Raw genomic sequence first — 19087 nt, 5'->3', positions numbered from 1 at the left:
GAGGCATGGTCTCAGGGTGTTCTGTACCATTGGCTGAATCGAATGCGACGCAAGGAGGATCCATGGCAGCAGGCGACGGTGATATCAAGGTGCCGGGGTGGCGCGATATGGACCTGGATGTGGTTTCAGGTAAGGCCGACGTACTGGCCTTCGATCTGGACAACACCCTGGCCCTGTCGAAGACCAGGATGGATGAGGTCATGGCTCGCCACTTTGCCGCTCTGACTCATCTGCGCCCCGTGGCCATCATCTCCGGCGGGCGTTTCCTCCAGTTCAGGAACCAGGTCCTGGCCGCTCTGCCCGAGGACACCGACAAGACACAGCTTCACCTGATGCCGACCAGCGGTACCAGATACTACCGGTGGAAAGGCGACGACTGGGGCCAGGTGTATGCCCATGACCTGAGTGATGAGGACCGTAAGGCCGCCGCCACGTCCCTGGAGAAGCGTGCCCGGGAGTTGGGCGATTGGGAAGAGGAGACCTGGGGGCCACGGATCGAGGACCGGGGGAGTCAGATTACCTTTTCTGCCCTGGGCCAGGAGGCTCCGGTCGGAGCCAAGGAGGCCTGGGACCCGGACAACAAACGTAAGGACCGCCTGGCAGCGGCTGTTGCGGCGGACCTGCCCCATCTGCAGGTTCGCTCGGGTGGGTCCACCAGTGTCGATATCTCCGCCAAGGGGATCGACAAGGCCTACGCGGTTTCGACCCTGGCCGAGATTCTGGGGGTCCAGGTCGACCGGATTCTTTTTGTGGGTGATCGCATGGATCCTGATGGGAATGACTACCCGGCGGCACTTGCGGGCACCTTGGCTGTGAAAGTGGACAATCCTGCCGACACCTTGGAACTGATACGGACCCTGGAGCCTCGTCTGGCACGCTGACGCACTTCTTCTCCTTATGGTCTCCACCCTTGACTGATGATGCTTGCCTGAGTGCATGCGTTTATCTCGTTCTGCAACAAGGGGTTCTTTCCTGACCAAGAGGGTAATCAGGGAATTGACCGGGCTTCTTCTGCCCAGGGGCTGTGCCGGTTGCGATCGGCCCGACGCCCTGCTCTGTCACGATTGCGCCCGACTGTTGACCAGACCGGTCTTTCCCGAGGCCCCCTCCTATGCCCTGGGGCGAGCCCTTGCGTGCGGTGCCTATAGGGGGCCGGTGAGGCAAGCCATCCTGGCCTGGAAGGACCATGATGACCGGGCCTTGGACCGCCCGCTGGGTCATGCCATTTCCCTGTTGGCGGGGCGACTGCTGGCAGGTGGACGTTTTCGTGCCGGTCTGCCGTCCGGCACGAGCGGTACGCCGATTCTGGTCGTCCCTGCCCCCTCGACCCCACGGTCGTTGAGAAGGCGTGGGCGAGCGCATCTGAATCCTGTGGCGGCGGCAGTGGCCCGGACTCTGATGGATGCAGGTTTCCCGTCGGTATCGACACCGGTCCTGACCATGCATGACATCCGTGGGAAGTCCGTAGGGGCAGGAGGTCGTTCGGAGCGTGCCAGTAGGGTTTCGGGGCGTATCGTGGTCAGGGATGCCTCATCAGTGGCGGGGCATCCGATCCTGGTCATTGATGACATCGTTACGACGGGTTCGACAATCCGGCAGTGCGCCCGCGCCTTGACCCTGGCTGGTGGCATCCCTCTTACGTGTCTGACCCTTGCCGCCGCGACCGGGGTTGATCCGGGGATTCAGCGGGCGTAGGCCACGGCCATTTCATCCCACCTGGTGGTGGATCTGGGGGAGAGGATGCGACGGTTCATGGACCAGGTGGCTCCGGCATCATCATCGTGGCGGCCACGACCCCGGATGCCTCCGTAGCCGACCCCTACCCTGAAGGGTCCGAAGCGCTGCGAGGCTGCTTCCAGGATATCTCCCAATTCATGGGTGTCACGGGCTGCGTCCAACCCTTCCAGTGTTTGGAAACTTCTGGCATTACTCAGCTCCAGAAGAACCACGCCGGCCCTGATGTAATGGGCATGGGGGTCCACGTGCCCCTTGATGGCCTGGCTGGCGGCCCTGGAGATGACCAGGGGGTCGTCACTGGGATCCTCCAGGTCGACGGTCCTGCTGATTGCTGAGAACTGCTGGGGGGCGTAGGGGCTGGTCGAGCAGAACACCTTCACCTTGGAGCAGAGGCTGTGCTGTCGGTGCAGCCTGTGGCAGGCTTTCTGGGCGTATATGCTCAGGGCCTGGGCCAGCGACGTGTATCCCTCCACCGGGTGCGAGAACATCCGCGAGCACAGGATCTGATCGGTCCGTATACCCTTGTTGGCATCAGCACCGTCCTCGATGCAGGCCGTCCCGCGCAGTTCCAGTGCCGTGCGCTGGACCATGACGGAGAATCGTCGTCTGATCAAGACCGGGTCGGCATCGCGCAGATCCAAGGCGGTGACGATTCCCATGCTCATCAGCTTCCTGGTCAGTTTGTGCCCCACTCCCCAGACCTGATCGATGGGGACGGAGGCCAGGGCACGGTCCCCATACTCGGCCTCGATCTGGTCCCAGAGGGTCACACCATCAATGCTGGGATGGGTCTTGGCCCAGTGGTTGGCAACCTTGGCCAGGGTCTTGGTGGGAGCCACCCCCACGCTGACGGGTATGCCGGTCGACCGCAGGACCGCGTCATGCAGGTCCCGGCAGATTTGACCGGTCCGCTGGTCATTCCAGATGCTGGTCATGAAGCACTCGTCGATGGAGTATATCTCCTGGTTGGGCAGAAACCGGGCCATGACCCCCATCATGCGCTGGGAGAGGCTGGCGTAGAGCTCATAGTTGGAACTCCGCGCGACCACTCCGTCGTGTGTGGCCTGGTCGCGGATTTTGAACCAGGGGGTCCCGTTGGCGATGCCCAGCTGCTTGGCCTCCCGGTTCCGGGCCACCACGCAACCGTCATTATTGGAAAGCACCACCACAGGCCGGCCCTCCAGGGAGGGGTCGAAGACCTTCTCGCAGGAGGCATAGAAGGAATTGGCGTCCGCCAGAACCACTCGTGGTGTCAGGGCGGCCTCTTCTCCCTGGATTGCCGAGGGGCGGTCGTTCTGTTGCTCAGGCATGGTGCCCCCACTCGGCGGTGGGATAGGCGGGCTGGAAGTGGCTGGTCCTCCTCTTGATCGTGCCCTGCTGTTCGGAGGTGGTCCGGCCCTCCTGCCCCATAGGCGATTCCTGCCTGCCTGGATAGGTGACCTGGGGGAGGGGATGGGTATCGAACCCTCCGGTTGAATCTATCCGCTGCCAGTGGTAATTGCCGGTAACCACCCCCCAGATGACCAGGCACTCACCGTCCTGGGGGATGAAATCGGGATAGGAGGGGTTCTCGGCATGGAGGATGGTGTGTCCGTCCTGCCGGACCAGGCGTTTGACCAGCATTTCGTCATCGAGGATGGCGATGACGATATCGTCCTGGCGAGGCTCCAGGGATCTGTCCACCACCAGGAGATCCCCGTCGAAGATGCCGGCCCCGGTCATGGACTCGCCTGCTACGTGGATGATGTAGGTGGAACTGGGGTGGATGATGACGTTCTGGTCGAAGCTGAAATCCCCGTTGAAATAGTCCTGCGCCACTGAGGGAAAGCCGGCATGGACGGCTTCAAGGGCCACGGGTACCGGGATGGGGCGGCCGCCGAAGGAGGACAGGGCGTCGACCTTACAGGCCCCTGCAAGTAGTGTGCTCGACAGGCGGGACGGGCTGGATAACCTGGACATGAACGCACCTCGACTCATATGCAATCGAACAAATGTTCGACTCCATTATGTGTCGAGATGGGGGGCCGCGTCAATGTGGCGAGTCGGATGGGGAGGTGTCCTTCCTGCCGTCGGACCGCGCGGAGGAGAGGGACTGCTCGTTCTAGTCCTGCTCGATGTGGTACTTGGGCAGGGTGATTTCGAAATCGACCCCTCTCGGGTCATCCACCACCTGCACCTGACCGCCGTGGAGCTGGGCCGCCCACCGCGCGATGGAAAGCCCCAGGCCGGTTCCTCCTGATTCGGTTCCCGGGCCTGCCTTCCCCTTGACGAACCGTCGGAAGATGTCTGTGCGGGCCTCGGGTGGTATCTGTGATCCGAAGTTGATCACGTTGGCTACCACGTTCCCGTTCTCGCGATCTTCATGGGCCTGCACCAGGACAGTGGTCCCGTCGGCCGAGTGCTTCAGGGCGTTCGATATGATGTTGGTGAAGAGCTGGCGGAGTCGGTCCTGGTCGCCTTCCATGGTGATTCCCTCCTCCAAATCCACCTGGATGTCGTGGGCGTGCCCGGCATCGGCGATGATCAGAGGCTCAACGGTCTCATCGATGAAATCGGCAAAGTCGAAGTTCTCGATCTGCAGGCTGGCCGCCCCGGCCTCCATCCGTGAGAGGTCAAGAAGGAAGGCGATCAGATCGGAAAGGCGGTGGGCCTGGTCCAGGATTCCTTCCAGGTTGGCCGGTGTCGGCTCGGTTACCCCGTCCGCCATGTTCTCCACCATGGCCTGAAGTGCCGAGACCGGGGTCCGGAGCTCATGGCTGACATTTGCCACCATGTCCCGTCGCATCTGGTCGGCATGCTGGAGTTCCTCGGCCATCTCGTTGAAGGATACGGCCAGAAGCCCGACCTCGTCACGACTGGAGGCGCTGGCATGGACCCGGACCGTGTAGTCGCCGGCGGCCATGGCTTCGGCCGCGTCCCGCATCTGCCGCAAGGGGGCCGTCAGCCCGCGGGAGAAGAAGTAGGTGATGCCCAGCGCCACAATCAGGGTCAGGGGCATGGCAATCCATCCGCTCCACTTCATCTTGAGCAGGAACCAGGCCATGACGAAGGCGATGGCGGTCGAAATGATGATCAGGACGCTCAGTTCCACCTTCAATGAGGCGAAACTGCCGATGGGGCGCTCGCGGTCAACCCTGTCCCGCAGCGATGAACCGGTACGCCGGGTCTTCCTGTCTGTCATACCTGCTCCCTTACATGCGTGGACCCGGGCCATCCCGCTCGGGGACCCGGGTCCACAGCTTCCAGTTACCGTCTCACAGCATATACCGCGGCTAGTCCTTCTGGCCATCCTCCGGCGGCTCGAAGGCGTAGCCCACTCCGTGTACGGTGCGGATCATCTGGGATCCCAGCTTGTGGCGGAGGGCCTTGACGTGGGAATCCACGGTCCTGGTGCCGGAGGCATCGACCCAGTCCCAGACCTCTTCCAGGAGCTTCTCCCTGGTCAGGACGGACTTGGGCTTACGGGCCAAGGTGGCCAGGAGGTCGAATTCGGTCGGGGTCAGGTGGACCTGCTCCCCGTCGAGGTTGACGATGCGTTGTGCCGGATCGATGACCAGGCTGCCGAAGTCCAGGACCTTCTCGTTCTCGGAGTTCTTGGCGATGACCTTGGCCCGCTCGACCCGACGCAGGAGGGCCTTGCAGCGGGCGATCAGCTCGCGCATGGAGAAAGGCTTGGTCATGTAATCATCGGCCCCGGCGCCCAGACCGATGACCTTGTCCGCTTCGTCATCACGGGCGGTCAGAATCAGGACCGGGACCGGACGCTCGGCCACGATTCGTTTGGTGGCCTCCAGGCCATCCATGATCGGCAGCATGATGTCCATGATGACCAGGTCGGGTTTGATCTGCGAAGCCGCCTGGACGGCACTGGCCCCATCAGAGGCAACACGGGCGGTCCATCCTTCGGCGGTGATGCGCTGGGCGATGGCCGTAGCCAGGGTCGGCTCATCCTCGACCACCAGGATGGTGCTGGGTGTTGTGTAGCGGCTTGTGTTTCTGATCATGCCTACCTCTGTTTTCGGTCTCTTGTATTTCACAAGGCGGATACCCGCTCCTATCGAGGCGGTCCCGGTTCTTCCTTCACACGCGTACTTACAAGGATAGTCGCACCAAGGCATTGGGGAAGCCTCTGCCTGGGCGAATACTGTGCAGGCCCCGCACCTTCCGCAGATTCCTGCCAACCACAGGAAGAGCCGATATGCCATGCCCGCAAGTCCACGCCAAATGACAATATTACATGGTACTTTATAGACTCGTCCTGGAGGATACATGGGTTACAGCGTCGGTGATATGGTCGTCTATCCGCGTCATGGAGCCGCCAGGGTCGATGCCATCACCGAACGGACGGTCAAGGGCATCACCCGGGAGTACCTCCAGCTCACCGTCCTCTCCTCAGACGGCCTGGTCATCAACGTTCCCATCGATAACGCCAAGAAGGTCGGTGTCAGGGACATTGTCGACGCCAAGGAAGTGGCCAAGGTCTTCGAGATCCTTCGCACGCCAGTCGTTGAGGAAAAGGAGATGAACTGGTCGCGCCGTTACAAGCTGAACGTCGAGAAGATCGCCACCGGTGAGGTCAACAAGATCGCCGAAGTGGTACGTGACCTCTCCCAGCGTGATGTGGACGAGCACGGGCTTTCCGCAGGAGAGAAGCGGATGCTGATCAAGGCCAGGAAGATTCTTACCTCCGAGATAGCCCTTTCCGAGAAGCTTGATGAGGATGAGGCCCAGCGTCTTCTCGACGTCAACCTGGGCTATGCCCAACCCCAGCCTGGCGACGAGAAGCACCATAGCAAGTCCCCCAAGGAGCCTGCATCCCAGACCCTGGCACGGGTGGCCGAGGAGGCCAGCAAGGCCAAGACTAAGGCCAAGACGAAGCGGTAACCGCCATGCCGTCCGCAGGGGAGGACCCGGATCGGATGATTCCGGATGTATCGACCGGCATAGGTTTCGATGCCCACAGGTTCGCCGATTCCGGCGAAAGACGCCCCCTATGGCTGGCCTGCCTGCAGTGGGATGATGGCACGCCGGGCATTGCGGGTGACTCCGATGGTGACGTTGCCGTCCATGCGCTGATCGATGCCATGCTGTCGGCATCACACCTGGGCGATATCGGTTCTCATTTCGGTCAGGGTCCGCAATCCAAAGGCGCAGGCATGCATGGTGCCGAAATGCTGCGCTGGACGGCAGATTTTCTCCGCGAACATGGTTGGTCCCTGATAAATGCCTCGGTGGTCGTGGTTGCTCGCGCCCCGCGCCTGTCCGCGCGCCGTGACCAGGCCCAGGAGGCCATGAGCCGGGCTCTGGGGGCGCCGGTTTCCCTGACGGCCACCACGACGGACGGACTGGGATTCACCGGTAGCGGTGAAGGGGTCGCTGCCATGGCGACCGCCTTGGTGCGCCGCCGAGAGGCGGTCTGATTCCCTGTTCCGAACGCTCGGGAAGATTCCTGCGCTGGTGTTGATCGGATTCGTGTGCCTTGCCCTTAGCGGCTGATGGCTTCCCACCCCTTGCCCAGGGCCCAGAAGAGGGTGGAAATGGTCACGATGATGAAGCTGGGTGGAGCCGGGAACATGGCCGAGAGAACCAGGCCGCCCCAGATCGATACCAGGCAGATAAGCCCCGAGAGCAGCATGGACCTGAGAGGCGATGCGGCGAAGATGTTGGCGGTGGCGGCGGGGGTGATGACCAGCGCAAAAATCAGCAGGGTCCCGACCGCAGGGACCGCAATGGTGATGACTCCGGCCATGATGGCCATGAAGACCAGGTTCATGAGCCCAATCGGTACCCCCCTGGCCTGGGCCACCTGCTCGTCCAGGGAGCTGAAGAGGAGGGGTCTGTAGATCACGGCCAGGACGGCGAGAAGGACCAGGTCGAATATCAGGAAACCGATGACCTGGCCCTTGGTGATGGTCAGGATGGATCCGAAGAGGATGGACTGCATCTGTTGTGAGGCCGAGCTGGACATTCTGGCGAAGAAGAGTCCCAGGCCTGTGGCGAAGGCCAGGACGGTACCGGTGGCAATCTCGCGTTGGGAGGCTTTTTTGCCCAGGGCCCCGATGACCAGGGCACCGCCGAGGGCGAAGAGTCCAAGCCCGGCGGAGACGGGAATTCCAAGGAGCACGGCTCCGGTGGCGCCTGGAAGGCCGATATGGGCCAGGGCGTGGGCCGCGAAGGTGGAATGACGTGCGATGGTGAAGTATCCCATGGCCCCTGCGGCGATGGAGATGAAGAGCCCGGCCATAAAAGCGTGGACCATGAAGGGCGCCGTCAGGGTGTCCATCCAATGCGGGTCGATGATGCTCATGTTCATGAAACTCCTCCCTGTCTCAGTCCTGCTGGTTTGCGGTCGGATTTTCGTATGCTTCCCCGGCCTCGGGGTGCCGGGGATGGAGATCGACCATTTCTGTTGTCTTGAACCGGTCATGTGCCACCCCGTCTGATACATCCGTATCCGGGGCCACGAACATGTCACCCTGGGGTGTGGTGACCACCTCTACCTTGGTCCCGTAGAGGTGGGTCAGGAGGTCCGAGTCCAGAACATCGTCCATCCGGGCGTAGTGGGGATGCCCATCGAGTAGGTAGACGGCTCCGGTCAGGATGGGCAGAAGCATGTTCAGATCATGGGCCACCACCTGGATGGTCATGCCGAGTTGTCGGTTGAGTTGAGCCAGGAGGTGCACGGTGGCCCTTTGGCTTGCCAGATCGAGGTTGGCCAAGGGCTCGTCCAACATGAGGAGTTTGGGGTTGCAGACCAGCGCCTGGGCGATGGCCACGCGCTGTCGCAATCCGCCCGACAATTGGGAGAGACGGGCGTGGGCCCTGTCCTCCACTCCGACGAAGCGCATGGCCCTGGCTGCACGTTCCTTGTCCTGCCTGTTTACCGGGTGGATGCCGAAACGGGTCCCCGTCAGTCCCAGGAGTACGGATTGCTCGGCGGTGAGGTTGGAATCGATGTCAGAGGTGTAGCTCTGGGGGACGTACCCGATTCGGTCGTTGGCCTGCCCTGCCGGTTGCCCGAGAACCTCGACCCTGCCGTTCGAAAGGGGAAGGAGGCCCAGCTCGGTCTTCATCATCGTGGTCTTGCCGGTTCCATTGGTGCCCACGATGGCGGTCACCGAGCCGCCGGGTATGGAAAAGGTGCCATCCGACCAGATCAGTCTGCCCGAGCGCTCGACGGAGGCGTGGTCAAAACGGATGCAGACATCATCGCTCGCGGGTTTGCGCATATCTTCCTCCCTGGCATGCTGTCTCCGACCGGTTGTTCGAATCGTGATGGGCGATCGGGGCTTAATGAGCATTGTTCTCATTATGGATGCCGTCCGGGACTTTACCCCATCCGAATTCAGAAGGCATGACCGAGGCGCCGATAAATCGTCCGGCGACGAAGGTTAGGTGGGCCGGACGGGTGCGATTCGAATTCCGATAGTGCACTGTGGTGCCCGCTTTATGGAAGTGCCGAAAGGCAGGTGGGGGCAGGGTACTAGGCTGGTCCTCCATACACCAGGCGGTCCAAGGCCGCCCTGTGGAATCGGAACCCCTGACCCATGTGGAGGAAGGGGCTGGACACGAGAGGGAGTCGGGCTTTGACGGCGTTGAGACTGGATGGTAAGGCGGCGGCCGCACAGGTCAAGGAGGACCTGCGTCAGCGGGTGGAACGTCTGGCGGCCCAAGGGTCGCGTCCAGGCCTGGGAACCATCCTGGTGGGGAACGACCCTGGCTCGGTGAAGTACGTCGAAGGTAAACACAAGGACTGCCAGGAAGTGGGCATAAGGTCCATCCGGGTGGACCTGCCGGGAGATGCCGGCTTCGATCGGATTGTTGAGGCGGTGCGCTCGCTGAATGCGAATCCCGACTGCACCGGTTACATCGTGCAGCTTCCCCTGCCTAAGGGGGTGGACCCAACCACCATCATCGAAGAGATCGATCCGGGCAAGGATGCCGATGGGATGCACCCGTACAACCTCGGACAGCTCGTACTGCACACTGATGGGAAGGTGAATACCCCCCTCCCGTGCACCCCGCGCGGGATACTCTGGCTCCTCGACCATCATGGGATCGATCTGAACGGCAAGGAGGTCTGTGTGCTGGGTAGGGGGCTGACCGTGGGCCGCACAGTGGGCCTGATGCTGACCAACAGGTCCATCAACGCCACCGTCACCCTTTGCCATACAGGTACTGCTGATCCCGGCTCGGCCATGCGTCGGGCCGACCTTATCATCGCGGCCGTGGGTCAGGCCGGCTTCGTCAAACCGGCAGACGTGAAGCCGGGGGCGGTCCTGGTCGATGTGGGCGTCTCGCGGGTTTGGGACGAGGACCAGGGGAGATGGAGGATCAAGGGGGACGTCGATCCGGCCGCCCGTGAGGTCTGCTCCGCATACACCCCCAACCCCGGTGGTATAGGGCCCATGACGCGTGCCATGCTCCTGGCGAATGTGGTCGATGCGGCCGAGCGGGAAGTGCGTATGAGGCCGACCGGAAAGCCCCAGCGCGACACGCCCGGCAGTTTGCGGTGAAAATGACCTTGGTCCCGCCTAGTATGGATTTTGTTCGTGTGTGATTATGCGAACGCTATAACTTAAAACGGAAAAACAACCCACTATACAAGAAACAACTCAATTAATGGCAGAGAACAAGAAGGAAGTTCCCCAGGTCGCTATCAACGATATCGGCACTGAGGAAGACTTCATCAAGGCAGTCGATTCCACCATCAAGAACTTCGAGGACGGGGATCTGGTCGAGGGCACGGTCGTCAAGATCGATCACGACGAGGTTCTGCTGGACATCGGCTACAAGACCGAGGGCGTCATCCCCTCACGTGAGCTTTCCATCAAGAAGGACGTCGATCCCGACGATGTGGTCCAGGTTGGTGACACGATCGAGGCACTGGTCGTCACCAAGGAGGACAAGGAAGGCCGTCTGATCCTCTCCAAGAAGCGCGCACAGTATGAGCGCGCCTGGGGCGACATCGAGAAGATCAAGGATGCCGACGGAATCGTCGAAGGTACCGTCATCGAGGCCGTCAAGGGTGGTCTCATCGTCGATATCGGTCTTCGTGGCTTCCTGCCCGCCTCCCTGGTTGAAATGCGCCGTGTGCGCGACCTCTCTCCCTACATCGGGCAGAAGATCAAGGCCAAGATCCTGGAGCTGGACAAGAACCGCAACAATGTGGTTCTTTCCCGCCGCCAGTATCTGGAGGAGACCCAGTCCGAGGTCCGCGAGACCTTCATGGCCCAGCTCAAGAAGGGGCAGATTCGCGAGGGCACGGTCAGCTCCATCGTCAACTTCGGCGCCTTCGTCGATCTGGGTGGTGTGGACGGACTGATTCACGTCTCCGAACTCTCCTGGAAGCACATCGACCACCCCAGCGAGGTCGTCAAGGTGGGCGACAAGGTCACTGTCGAGGTCCTGGATGTCGATATGGATCGCGAGCGCATCTCCCTCTCCCTCAAGGCCACCCAGGAAGATCCCTGGCAGCGCTTCGCCCGGACCCATGTGCCCGGACAGATCGTCAAGGGCAAGGTCACCAAGATTGTGCAGTTCGGTGTCTTCGTTTCCGTCGAGGACGGCATCGAGGGTCTCGTGCACATTTCCGAGCTGGCCAACCGCCACGTGGAGAACCCGGAGACCGTCGTCAAGCAGGGCGAGGAGATCTTCGTCAAGGTCATCGACGTCGACCTGGATCGCCGCCGCATCTCCCTGTCGCTCAAGCAGGCCGACGATTCCGTCGATCCCTCCTCCGAGGACTTCGATCCGGCAATCTACGGTATGCCCGCCGAGTACGACGAAGAGGGCAACTACAAGTATCCCGAGGGCTTCGATCCGGAGACCAACGAGTGGATCGCCGGTTACGAGAAGCAGCGCGAGGAGTGGGAAGCCCAGTATGCCGCTGCCCACGACCTTTGGGAGCAGCACAAGGCCTTCGTCGCCAAGGAGCTGGAGAACGCCGAGGCTTCTGCGGCCGAGGACAGCAAGTCCACTCCCGCCCCCGCTGCCGCCAACGGCCACGGTGGCAACCACCAGGGTGCCGAAGAGGCCACCAACTACACCTCGGAGACCAATTCCGAGGGCACCCTGGCCTCCGACGACCAGCTTGCCGCCCTGCGCGAGCAGCTCCTCAAGGAGAAGAAGTGACACCATCCGTTCCTTGGACCGCAAGGTCTGAATGAACGATAGTGGTTGAGAAAGGTCCGGCCCACGGCCGGACCTTTCTGTATGCGTGTAGACCTATGCGGCGGCAGTGCGATGCGACCGCCTTCGATTCCGGGCGGTATCCTTGAACCGGTTCGACCATATGAGGAGGAGTCCGGATGATACGGGTGGGGCTGACCGGCGGTATCGCCGCAGGTAAGAGCACGGTTGCGGCCCGCCTTGCCTACGACGGGGCCAAGGTCGTCGATTATGACCGTCTGACGCATCAGGTACTCGGTCCCGGTGGGGCAGGGGTGGACCCGGTCCTGGATCGGTTCGGAAGGGACTGCGCCGATGCCGAAGGAGGGGTTGACCGGTCGGTCCTGGCCGCCAAGGTCTTCGGAGGTTCCGGGAAGGATCAGGCCAGGCACGACTTGGATGCCATCGTGCATCCCCTGGTCTATGACCTGGCGGGTCAGGTCGAGGAACCATGGTTGCACCGCCCACTCGTGGTGGTGCATGATGTGCCCCTTCTCGCCGAGGTCGGCGACTCCATTCCCTTTGCCTTTGACCATGTCATCGCCGTGGAGGCGCCTGATGAACTGCGGATTGCGCGCATGGTGAATGGACGGCATATGACCCGTGCGGAAGCTGTTGCCCGTATTGGTTCGCAGACTTCACAGGAGACCAGACGCCACATGGCCGACCTGATTGTGGATGGGTCGGAGCCAATCGAACAGATGTTCGAGTTTATTGATAGGGTGTATGTACGGCTTCGGTCCGAGGAGGACCGTTCCCGTTGACCTTCCGCCCGGCGGGCCGGTCAGGAATTCCGAAGGAGATTCATGGGTTTCAACATTGAGCGCATCAACAAGCCTTTCGTGGTCAAATCCTCCTACAAGCCTTCGGGGGACCAGCCTGAGGCCATCAATCAGCTGGCCGCCAGGATCGAGAACGGCGAGAACGATGTGGTGTTGATGGGCGCCACAGGTACAGGAAAGACGGCCACCACAGCCTGGCTGATCGAGCGTCTTCAGCGTCCCACCCTGATTCTTGAACCCAACAAGACCCTGGCCGCCCAGCTTTGTGCGGAGTTCCGTGAACTCATGCCCGACAACGCGGTCTCGTACTTCGTTTCCTACTACGACTACTTCCAGCCCGAGGCCTACATACCCCAGACCGATACCTTCATCGAGAAGGACTCCAACATCAACGAAGATGTTGAACGGTTGCGCCATGAGGCGACGGCCAACCTCCTGACCAGGCGGGATTGCGTGGTCGTGGCCACGGTCTCCTGCATATACGGTCTGGGTACTCCCGAGGAGTATGCGGGCATGATGCTCTTCCTCCACGAGGGGGACCAAATCAACCGCGACGACCTCCTGCGTGAGTTCGTTGGCATGCAGTACAAGCGCAACGACATCGCCTTCACCCGCGGCACCTTCCGAGTCAGGGGAGACACCGTCGAAATCATCCCCGTCTATGAGGAACTGGCCATACGTATCGAGTTCTTCGGCGACGAGATTGACCGTATCTCCACTCTCCACCCACTGACCGGCGACGAGATCGCGCATGAAACCTCGGTTCATATCTTCCCGGCCACCCACTATGTGGCGGGACCGGAGCGGATGGCCCGCGCCCTGAAGGGAATCAAGGAGGAAATGGATTGGCGAGTGGGGGAGTTCCGCAAGCAGGGCAAGGAGCTTGAGGCCCAGCGACTGACCATGCGTACAACCTATGATCTGGAGATGCTGTCCCAGGTCGGTGTATGCGCCGGGGTGGAGAATTACTCCCGCCACTTCGAAGGGCGTGAACCAGGGTCGGCCCCTCATACGCTGTTGGACTTCTTCCCTGACGACTTCCTCTTGGTCATCGACGAATCACACGTCACTGTTCCTCAGATCGGAGGCATGTACGAGGGGGATGCCAGCAGGAAGCGCACCCTGGTCGAGCATGGATTCCGGCTTCCCTCGGCCATGGATAACCGTCCGCTCAAGTGGCCTGAATTCCAAGGGAAAATCGGCCAAACCGTCTACCTCTCGGCAACGCCCGGTGATTACGAGGTCGGATTATCCGATGGGGTGGTGGAGCAGGTCATCCGTCCGACGGGACTCCTGGATCCGGAGATCGAAGTCAGACCGGTCAAGGGACAGGTGGACGACCTTCTGGATGAGATCAAGGCACGAGTATCCAAAAACGAACGCGTCCTGGTCACCACCCTGACCAAGAAGATGGCGGAGGACCTGACCGATTATCTTCTTGAACGTGACATCAAGGTGGAGTATCTCCATTCGGATGTGGATACACTCCGCCGTGTCGAGCTCCTGCGTGAGCTGCGCGAGGGGAAGATCGACGTGCTTGTCGGCATCAATCTTCTACGCGAGGGACTGGATCTGCCCGAGGTCTCCCTTGTTGCCATCCTGGATGCTGACAAGGAGGGCTTCCTTCGTTCTTACCGTTCTCTGATTCAGACAATCGGTCGAGCGGCCAGGAACGTCTCGGGCAAGGTCATCATGTACGCAGACGAAACGACCGAATCCATGGAGCAGGCCATCAGTGAGACCAATCGCCGAAGGGCCAAGCAGATCGCCTACAACAAGGAGCACGGGGTCGATCCCAAGCCGCTGCTCAAGAAGATCAGTGATGTCAATGACATGCTGGCCAAGGAGGACGTGGACACCCAAACCCTCCTGGAGGGCGGGTACAGGAACGCCAACAAGGCCGGGAACTCCCACCTGGGTGTGCCCATGTATGACAAGGAGGAGTCCGACAAGCGCCACCAGGAGATCCTCTCGGCCGGTCTGCCCGCCCAGGACCTGGCCGACCTGATACGCCAACTCAGTGACCAGATGCATACGGCTGCCCAGCAGCTCCAGTTCGAGCTGGCAGCGCGACTCCGAGATGAAATCAAGGATCTGAAGAAGGAACTGCGTCAGATGACCGAGGCCAGCAAGTAGTCCTCTCGGCTTAGCTTCGGAAGGGGCTGGAGCCGGGTATGCGGGTCTCGGTCCGGAGGCCGGGTCTCCTGTCTTCTTTGCCCACTAGACTCGGTCATTATGACCGAGACCCCTATGCCCTTCATGGTGGCGACCCTGGCTGTTCTGGCCGTCTTCTTCGCTGTCGACATTTTGGTCATCGGCCGCAGGCCTCACGTTCCATCAACCTCCGAGTGCCTCCGTCATATAGCGTTCTTCGTAGCCATGGCCCTGATTTTCGGAGGTCTGGTCTGGTGGGTGTCAGGGTCGGGGCCGGCCATTGAGTTCTATTCAGGATGGTTGACCGAGTACTCGCTGAGTATCGACAATCTTTTCGTTTTCGTTATCATCATGGGTAATTTCGCCGTTCCCAAGGACCTGCAGAAGTATGTGCTGAGCATCGGCATCACCATTGCCCTGGTCCTGCGCGGCATCTTCATCCTGGCGGGAACGGCATTGATCACCCGCTTCACCTGGGTCTTCTTCATCTTCGGCGGCTTTCTTCTGTACACGGCCTGGTCCATGGTCTCGGGCAAGGACAAGGAAGAAGAGGAGTATCGCGAAAATGGCCTGATCAGGGCCCTGCGCAAGGTCATCCCCATCACCGACGAGTATGAAGGAGAGCACCTGCGCGTGACCAGGAACGGGACTCGGTTCTTCACTCCGCTTCTGGTCGTCTTCCTGGCCATTGGCACCACGGATGTCATGTTCGCCTTCGACTCCATCCCCGCCATCTTCGGACTGACCAAGGACCCCTTCATCGTCTTCACGTCCAATGTCTTTGCGCTTCTGGGGTTGCAGCAGCTTTACTTCCTTCTCGGCTCCCTCCTGGACAAGCTGGTCTACCTGCCCTACGGTCTGGCCGTGGTCCTGGCCTTTATCGGGGTGAAGCTGATTATGGAGGCACTCCACGGCAACACCCTGCCTTTCATCAACGGTGGCGGTCCACTGGAGGCCGTTCCCGAGGTTCCCACCTGGCTGTCCCTCCTGGTCATCGTTCTGGCCATAGGCATAGCCGCTGTAGCCAGTCTGCTCAAGGCGCGAGGGCAAAAGGGGCAAGGATAAGATGACGTTTCAAAAACAAACTCCAGGTAACTGGGAGACAGGCTGTTAGCGCTAACGGAAACGACTGGTCCTTATCCTGCGGACACTGTAGAATAGGCATGTAATTCAATGAAAGGGGTCCCTTGCGGACTCCATACAAGACCTATGAATAGGCAGGCATTAGATGCGCAAAGCCAAGATTGTGGACACTATCGGACCGGCTTCGGAGTCCCTGGAGAACCTCACAAAGCTCGTTGAGGCGGGTATGGATGTCGCCAGGCTGAACCGTTCGCACGGCACCCCCGAGGACCATCTCAAGGTCTACAACAACGTGCGCCAGGCCAGCAAGGAGACAGGGCGCAACGTAGCAGTCCTGGTTGATCTCCAGGGCCCCAAGATTCGTTGTGGCTGGTTCAAGAAGAACGAGCAGGGCGAGGACAAGGTCCAGCTCAAGAACGGTCAGGAATTCATCATCACCACCGACGATGTCGAGGGTGACGAGCACATGACCTCCACCACCTTCAAGGGACTGCCCGGTGACTGCCACCCCGGCGACCCCATCCTGATCGACGACGGCAAGGTCCGCCTGGAGGTCACCAAGGTCGAGGGCAACAAGGTATACACCAAGGTCATCGTGGCCGGCCCCGTCTCCTCCCACAAGGGCATCAACCTGCCCGGCGTGGCCGTCAGCCTGCCTGCGCTGACCGAGAAGGATGAGGACGATCTGCGGTGGGGCATCCGCACCGGTGCCGACATCATCGCCATGTCCTTCGTCCGCTTTGCAAGCGATATCGATCGTGCACATGAGATCATGGACGAAGAGGGACGTCGTATCCCGATCGTGGCCAAGATCGAGAAGCCCCAGGCTGTCGATAATCTGGAAGACATCGTCAAGGTCTTCGACGGCATCATGGTCGCCCGCGGCGATATGGCCGTCGAAATGCCTTTCGAGGAGGTCCCCCTGGTCACCAAGCGCTGCATCGAGCTGGCACGTCAGTACGCCAAGCCGGTCATCGTGGCCACCGAGGTCCTGGGATCCATGGTTCACTCCCCGGTTCCGAGCCGTGCAGAGGCCTCTGACTGTGCCAACGCCGTCCTGGATGGCGCCGATGCGACCATGACCTCCAACGAGACCGCTGTCGGAGACTATCCCGACACCACGGTCACCACCATGTCCAGGATTTCCGGCTACGCCACCACCCATGGCTTCGACAGGATCCCCAGCCTGCAGAACTTCGACATGTCCAATTCCGGTGCAGTCTCCTCGGCTGCCGTGGACCTGGCCGATAAGCTCAACGCCAAGGCCATCGTCGCCTTCACCCAGACCGGCAACACGGTTCACAGGATCTCCCGTGAGCGTCCTGCGGCCCCGATCTACGGCCTGACCACCAACGAGCACACCTTCCACTGGCTGGCCCTGAGCTGGGGCACCGAGGCCTTCCTCTGCGAGGACGACTACCACGACTTCACCAGGGTCAACCTGATGAAGTACGTCGACAAGGCGCTCAAGGATGCCGGTAAGGTCGAGGACGGCGATCAGCTGGTTGTGCTCAGCTGCGCCCAGGGTGAGCACGAGCCCGGCAACACCGACTCCATTTATGTCCACACGGTGGGTGAGACCGAGTGATTCGGTTCTGAATACACAAAGTGCCCGGTTTCCCGAGAGGGGACCGGGCACTTTCGTATGATTATCGTCTGCTTGATTCTTGTCCGACCGTCAGTGCAGATCAGAGAGACCGATTTTGGCTCTGAGCACGGCAATGGTGGTTTTGGCATCCAGGATGGTTCCGGCAATGACCATGTCGTAGGCTTCATCGATGGTAAACAGTCTCACGTCCTGATGAGGTGTTTCCGGTGCCAGGCTGGCCGGGGTGACTGGAGTGAGACCCTCCGCGTAGAAGAGGGTGGTGTGCTGGGTGGAGAAGCTGGGCGTATTGATGAAGCGGGCGAACTGGTTATAGGAGGTGGCTACGTAACCGGCTTCCTCCCTGAGGCGTCTGGTCGCGACATCGATTGGAGCCTCCTTGTCGTTCAGAGGGTGTCCTGCCGGCAGTTCAAGTGTCCACCGGTGTGTGGGGAGCCTGTACTGCTCAACCAGGGGAATCCGACCATCATCGGTGATGGCGAGAACGGCTATGGTGTCACCGTTCTTCTCGCTGACGATGCTCCTGTCGAACTGCTCATTGTCGCTGGAGGCATAGGTGACCTTGTCGACGCTGAAATAGTGGCTGTCCATTATCTGCTTGCGTGACTTCTCTTCGACAGGGGATGGACGCCACGGATCGAACCGCCTATAGATCTGGCTGGTCATCATGCTCTCCTTTGATAGATGAAAGGGATACGTTCCCTCCTTTTGTATTGTAAGGCTGAATCAACACGAAAGCACTTGCTTCGTCTCTAAAGTATGCTAAATTCACTGTGGTATGGAAAGCCCCCGTATCCCAATTGGTAGAGGAAACGGCCTCAAAATCCGTGCAGTGTGAGTTCGAGTCTCACCGGGGGCACGATAAAATGAGCCCCGTGCTCTTGACGTCCACTTGGATGGGGAGCGCGGAACATGATGAAATGAGGTTTGAAAGTGGCTTCGGATATTGCGGACCGCGACGATTCCCCCAAGGGGCGCACAGTAGTCGTGGCTGAGGATGAGGCTTTGATCAGGCTCGATACCGTTGAAGCACTTGAAGATGCCGGATACGACGTGGTTGGGCAGGCTGCCAGCGGGCAGGAAGCCATCGACCTTACCCGTGAGCTGCGCCCGGATGTGGTGGTCATGGACGTCAAGATGCCCGGCACCGATGGCATTACCGCAGCCACCGAAATTGCCGAGGAGAACCTTGCGCCGGTGGTCATGCTGACGGCTTTCTCCCAGCAGAACCTGGTGGAAAAGGCTGCTGATGCAGGGGCCATGGCCTACGTGGTCAAACCGTTCGCCCCCGAGAAGCTTCTTCCCGCCCTTGAGGTGGCCATTTCACGCTTTGACCAGATCAACACGCTCAAGGATGAGGTCACGGACATGAAGGCCCGGTTCGAAGCCCGCAAGCGGGTGGACAGGGCCAAGGGCCTCCTGATGGAGAATATGGGGCTGACCGAGTCCGAGGCATTCCGCTGGATTCAGAAGACCTCGATGGACCGCCGTCTGACCATGCAGGAGGTTGCAGACGCGGTGATTTCCCAGGTCCAGGGCTCAGACAACTAAGCGG

Annotated in this window: 18 protein-coding genes and 1 tRNA gene; 12 read left to right on the top strand and 7 right to left on the bottom strand. The window is 60.6% G+C overall.

Annotated features, from left to right (window positions below; translation table 11 throughout):
* The first annotated feature begins 62 nt into the window (after positions 1–62).
* Together bcor_RS03960 and bcor_RS03955 are read left to right on the top strand one after the other, a co-directional pair.
* On the top strand, positions 63–881 hold the full coding sequence (locus bcor_RS03960; RefSeq protein ID WP_033498544.1) for an HAD-IIB family hydrolase: 819 nt from the start codon (positions 63–65) through the stop codon (positions 879–881).
* 55 nt (positions 882–936) lie between these two features.
* A complete protein-coding gene (locus bcor_RS03955) occupies positions 937–1695 on the top strand; it encodes a ComF family protein (protein ID WP_081870339.1) in 759 nt (252 codons plus the stop codon).
* Here bcor_RS03955 and bcor_RS03950 read toward each other — a convergent pair.
* The 4 genes from bcor_RS03950 to bcor_RS03935 all read right to left on the bottom strand — a co-directional run bounded on the left by bcor_RS03950 (position 1683) and on the right by bcor_RS03935 (position 5741).
* Entirely contained in the window at positions 1683–3047 is a 1365-nt protein-coding gene (locus bcor_RS03950; RefSeq protein ID WP_081870338.1) for a Y-family DNA polymerase, read from the bottom strand. The two genes, bcor_RS03955 and bcor_RS03950, sit on opposite strands and share 13 nt — an antisense overlap.
* A complete protein-coding gene (locus tag bcor_RS03945) occupies positions 3040–3696 on the bottom strand; it encodes a LexA family protein (protein WP_148303954.1) in 657 nt (218 codons plus the stop codon). Before bcor_RS03945 ends, bcor_RS03950 begins: the two co-directional genes overlap by 8 nt.
* Positions 3697–3838: 142 nt before the next feature.
* A complete protein-coding gene (locus bcor_RS03940) occupies positions 3839–4918 on the bottom strand; it encodes a sensor histidine kinase (protein ID WP_045921332.1) in 1080 nt (359 codons plus the stop codon).
* Positions 4919–5009: 91 nt separating this feature from the next.
* Positions 5010–5741 carry a response regulator transcription factor gene (locus bcor_RS03935; protein WP_033490211.1) on the bottom strand — a complete coding sequence of 244 codons (732 nt, stop codon included), beginning with the start codon at positions 5739–5741 and terminating at the stop codon, positions 5010–5012.
* Between the two features lie 265 nt (positions 5742–6006).
* Between bcor_RS03935 and bcor_RS03930 the strand changes: the two genes are divergently transcribed.
* Together bcor_RS03930 and ispF are read left to right on the top strand one after the other, a co-directional pair.
* Positions 6007–6621: a CarD family transcriptional regulator gene (locus bcor_RS03930; RefSeq protein ID WP_033490210.1), complete on the top strand. Its 615-nt coding sequence runs from the start codon at positions 6007–6009 to the stop codon at positions 6619–6621.
* 35 nt (positions 6622–6656) lie between these two features.
* Positions 6657–7157, top strand: a complete 501-nt coding sequence (gene ispF / locus bcor_RS03925; RefSeq protein WP_033490208.1) for a 2-C-methyl-D-erythritol 2,4-cyclodiphosphate synthase — start codon at positions 6657–6659, stop codon at positions 7155–7157.
* 65 nt (positions 7158–7222) lie between these two features.
* Here the strand turns inward: ispF and bcor_RS03920 are convergent, their stop codons facing one another.
* Entirely contained in the window at positions 7223–8050 is an 828-nt protein-coding gene (locus bcor_RS03920) for a metal ABC transporter permease (RefSeq protein WP_110444803.1), read from the bottom strand.
* A gap of 16 nt (positions 8051–8066) precedes the next feature.
* Complete coding sequence (locus tag bcor_RS03915) at positions 8067–8966, bottom strand: metal ABC transporter ATP-binding protein (protein ID WP_051875799.1); 900 nt, start codon at positions 8964–8966, stop codon at positions 8067–8069.
* 357 nt (positions 8967–9323) lie between these two features.
* Between bcor_RS03915 and bcor_RS03910 the strand changes: the two genes are divergently transcribed.
* The 6 genes from bcor_RS03910 to pyk all read left to right on the top strand — a co-directional run bounded on the left by bcor_RS03910 (position 9324) and on the right by pyk (position 17514).
* The gene (locus tag bcor_RS03910) at positions 9324–10253 is read left to right on the top strand and encodes a bifunctional methylenetetrahydrofolate dehydrogenase/methenyltetrahydrofolate cyclohydrolase (protein ID WP_033498545.1); all 930 of its coding nucleotides are present in this window, start codon (positions 9324–9326) and stop codon (positions 10251–10253) included.
* 106 nt (positions 10254–10359) lie between these two features.
* Positions 10360–11871, top strand: a complete 1512-nt coding sequence (gene rpsA, locus bcor_RS03905; protein ID WP_033490204.1) for a 30S ribosomal protein S1 — start codon at positions 10360–10362, stop codon at positions 11869–11871.
* A 176-nt stretch (positions 11872–12047) separates the two neighbouring features.
* Entirely contained in the window at positions 12048–12671 is a 624-nt protein-coding gene (gene coaE, locus bcor_RS03900) for a dephospho-CoA kinase (protein ID WP_033498546.1), read from the top strand.
* Positions 12672–12713: 42 nt separating this feature from the next.
* Positions 12714–14825 (top strand): excinuclease ABC subunit UvrB, encoded by a 2112-nt coding sequence (uvrB, locus tag bcor_RS03895; RefSeq protein WP_033498547.1) that lies wholly within the window; start codon positions 12714–12716, stop codon positions 14823–14825.
* A gap of 99 nt (positions 14826–14924) precedes the next feature.
* The gene (locus bcor_RS03890; RefSeq protein WP_033498548.1) at positions 14925–15908 is read left to right on the top strand and encodes a TerC family protein; all 984 of its coding nucleotides are present in this window, start codon (positions 14925–14927) and stop codon (positions 15906–15908) included.
* 163 nt (positions 15909–16071) lie between these two features.
* A complete protein-coding gene (pyk, locus tag bcor_RS03885; protein ID WP_033490199.1) occupies positions 16072–17514 on the top strand; it encodes a pyruvate kinase in 1443 nt (480 codons plus the stop codon).
* A gap of 90 nt (positions 17515–17604) precedes the next feature.
* On the opposite strand, the gene bcor_RS03880 is transcribed toward pyk, so the two are convergent.
* Entirely contained in the window at positions 17605–18198 is a 594-nt protein-coding gene (locus bcor_RS03880) for an NUDIX domain-containing protein (RefSeq protein WP_033490889.1), read from the bottom strand.
* A gap of 119 nt (positions 18199–18317) precedes the next feature.
* Here bcor_RS03880 and bcor_RS03875 point away from each other — a divergent pair.
* Both bcor_RS03875 and bcor_RS03870 read left to right on the top strand, forming a co-directional pair.
* A tRNA-Leu gene (locus bcor_RS03875) sits at positions 18318–18391 on the top strand.
* A gap of 68 nt (positions 18392–18459) precedes the next feature.
* Positions 18460–19083: an ANTAR domain-containing response regulator gene (locus bcor_RS03870; RefSeq protein WP_033490198.1), complete on the top strand. Its 624-nt coding sequence runs from the start codon at positions 18460–18462 to the stop codon at positions 19081–19083.
* The last annotated feature ends 4 nt before the right edge of the window (positions 19084–19087 follow it).

The sequence above is a fragment of the Bifidobacterium coryneforme genome, assembly GCF_000737865.1.
GTDB classification, from domain to species: domain Bacteria; phylum Actinomycetota; class Actinomycetes; order Actinomycetales; family Bifidobacteriaceae; genus Bombiscardovia; species Bombiscardovia coryneformis.
This window is presented reverse-complemented; position numbering and strand designations above follow the sequence as displayed.

Coding starts and splice junctions, on each gene's coding strand:
- bcor_RS03960 (WP_033498544.1), top strand. CDS start 63: ATGGCAGCAGGCGACGGTGATATCAAGGTGCCGGGGTGGCGCGATATG.
- bcor_RS03955 (WP_081870339.1), top strand. CDS start 937: ATGCGTTTATCTCGTTCTGCAACAAGGGGTTCTTTCCTGACCAAGAGG.
- bcor_RS03950 (WP_081870338.1), bottom strand. CDS start 3,047: ATGCCTGAGCAACAGAACGACCGCCCCTCGGCAATCCAGGGAGAAGAG.
- bcor_RS03945 (WP_148303954.1), bottom strand. CDS start 3,696: ATGTCCAGGTTATCCAGCCCGTCCCGCCTGTCGAGCACACTACTTGCA.
- bcor_RS03940 (WP_045921332.1), bottom strand. CDS start 4,918: ATGACAGACAGGAAGACCCGGCGTACCGGTTCATCGCTGCGGGACAGG.
- bcor_RS03935 (WP_033490211.1), bottom strand. CDS start 5,741: ATGATCAGAAACACAAGCCGCTACACAACACCCAGCACCATCCTGGTG.
- bcor_RS03930 (WP_033490210.1), top strand. CDS start 6,007: ATGGGTTACAGCGTCGGTGATATGGTCGTCTATCCGCGTCATGGAGCC.
- ispF (WP_033490208.1), top strand. CDS start 6,657: ATGATTCCGGATGTATCGACCGGCATAGGTTTCGATGCCCACAGGTTC.
- bcor_RS03920 (WP_110444803.1), bottom strand. CDS start 8,050: ATGAACATGAGCATCATCGACCCGCATTGGATGGACACCCTGACGGCG.
- bcor_RS03915 (WP_051875799.1), bottom strand. CDS start 8,966: ATGCGCAAACCCGCGAGCGATGATGTCTGCATCCGTTTTGACCACGCC.
- rpsA (WP_033490204.1), top strand. CDS start 10,360: ATGGCAGAGAACAAGAAGGAAGTTCCCCAGGTCGCTATCAACGATATC.
- coaE (WP_033498546.1), top strand. CDS start 12,048: ATGATACGGGTGGGGCTGACCGGCGGTATCGCCGCAGGTAAGAGCACG.
- uvrB (WP_033498547.1), top strand. CDS start 12,714: ATGGGTTTCAACATTGAGCGCATCAACAAGCCTTTCGTGGTCAAATCC.
- bcor_RS03890 (WP_033498548.1), top strand. CDS start 14,925: ATGACCGAGACCCCTATGCCCTTCATGGTGGCGACCCTGGCTGTTCTG.
- pyk (WP_033490199.1), top strand. CDS start 16,072: ATGCGCAAAGCCAAGATTGTGGACACTATCGGACCGGCTTCGGAGTCC.
- bcor_RS03880 (WP_033490889.1), bottom strand. CDS start 18,198: ATGACCAGCCAGATCTATAGGCGGTTCGATCCGTGGCGTCCATCCCCT.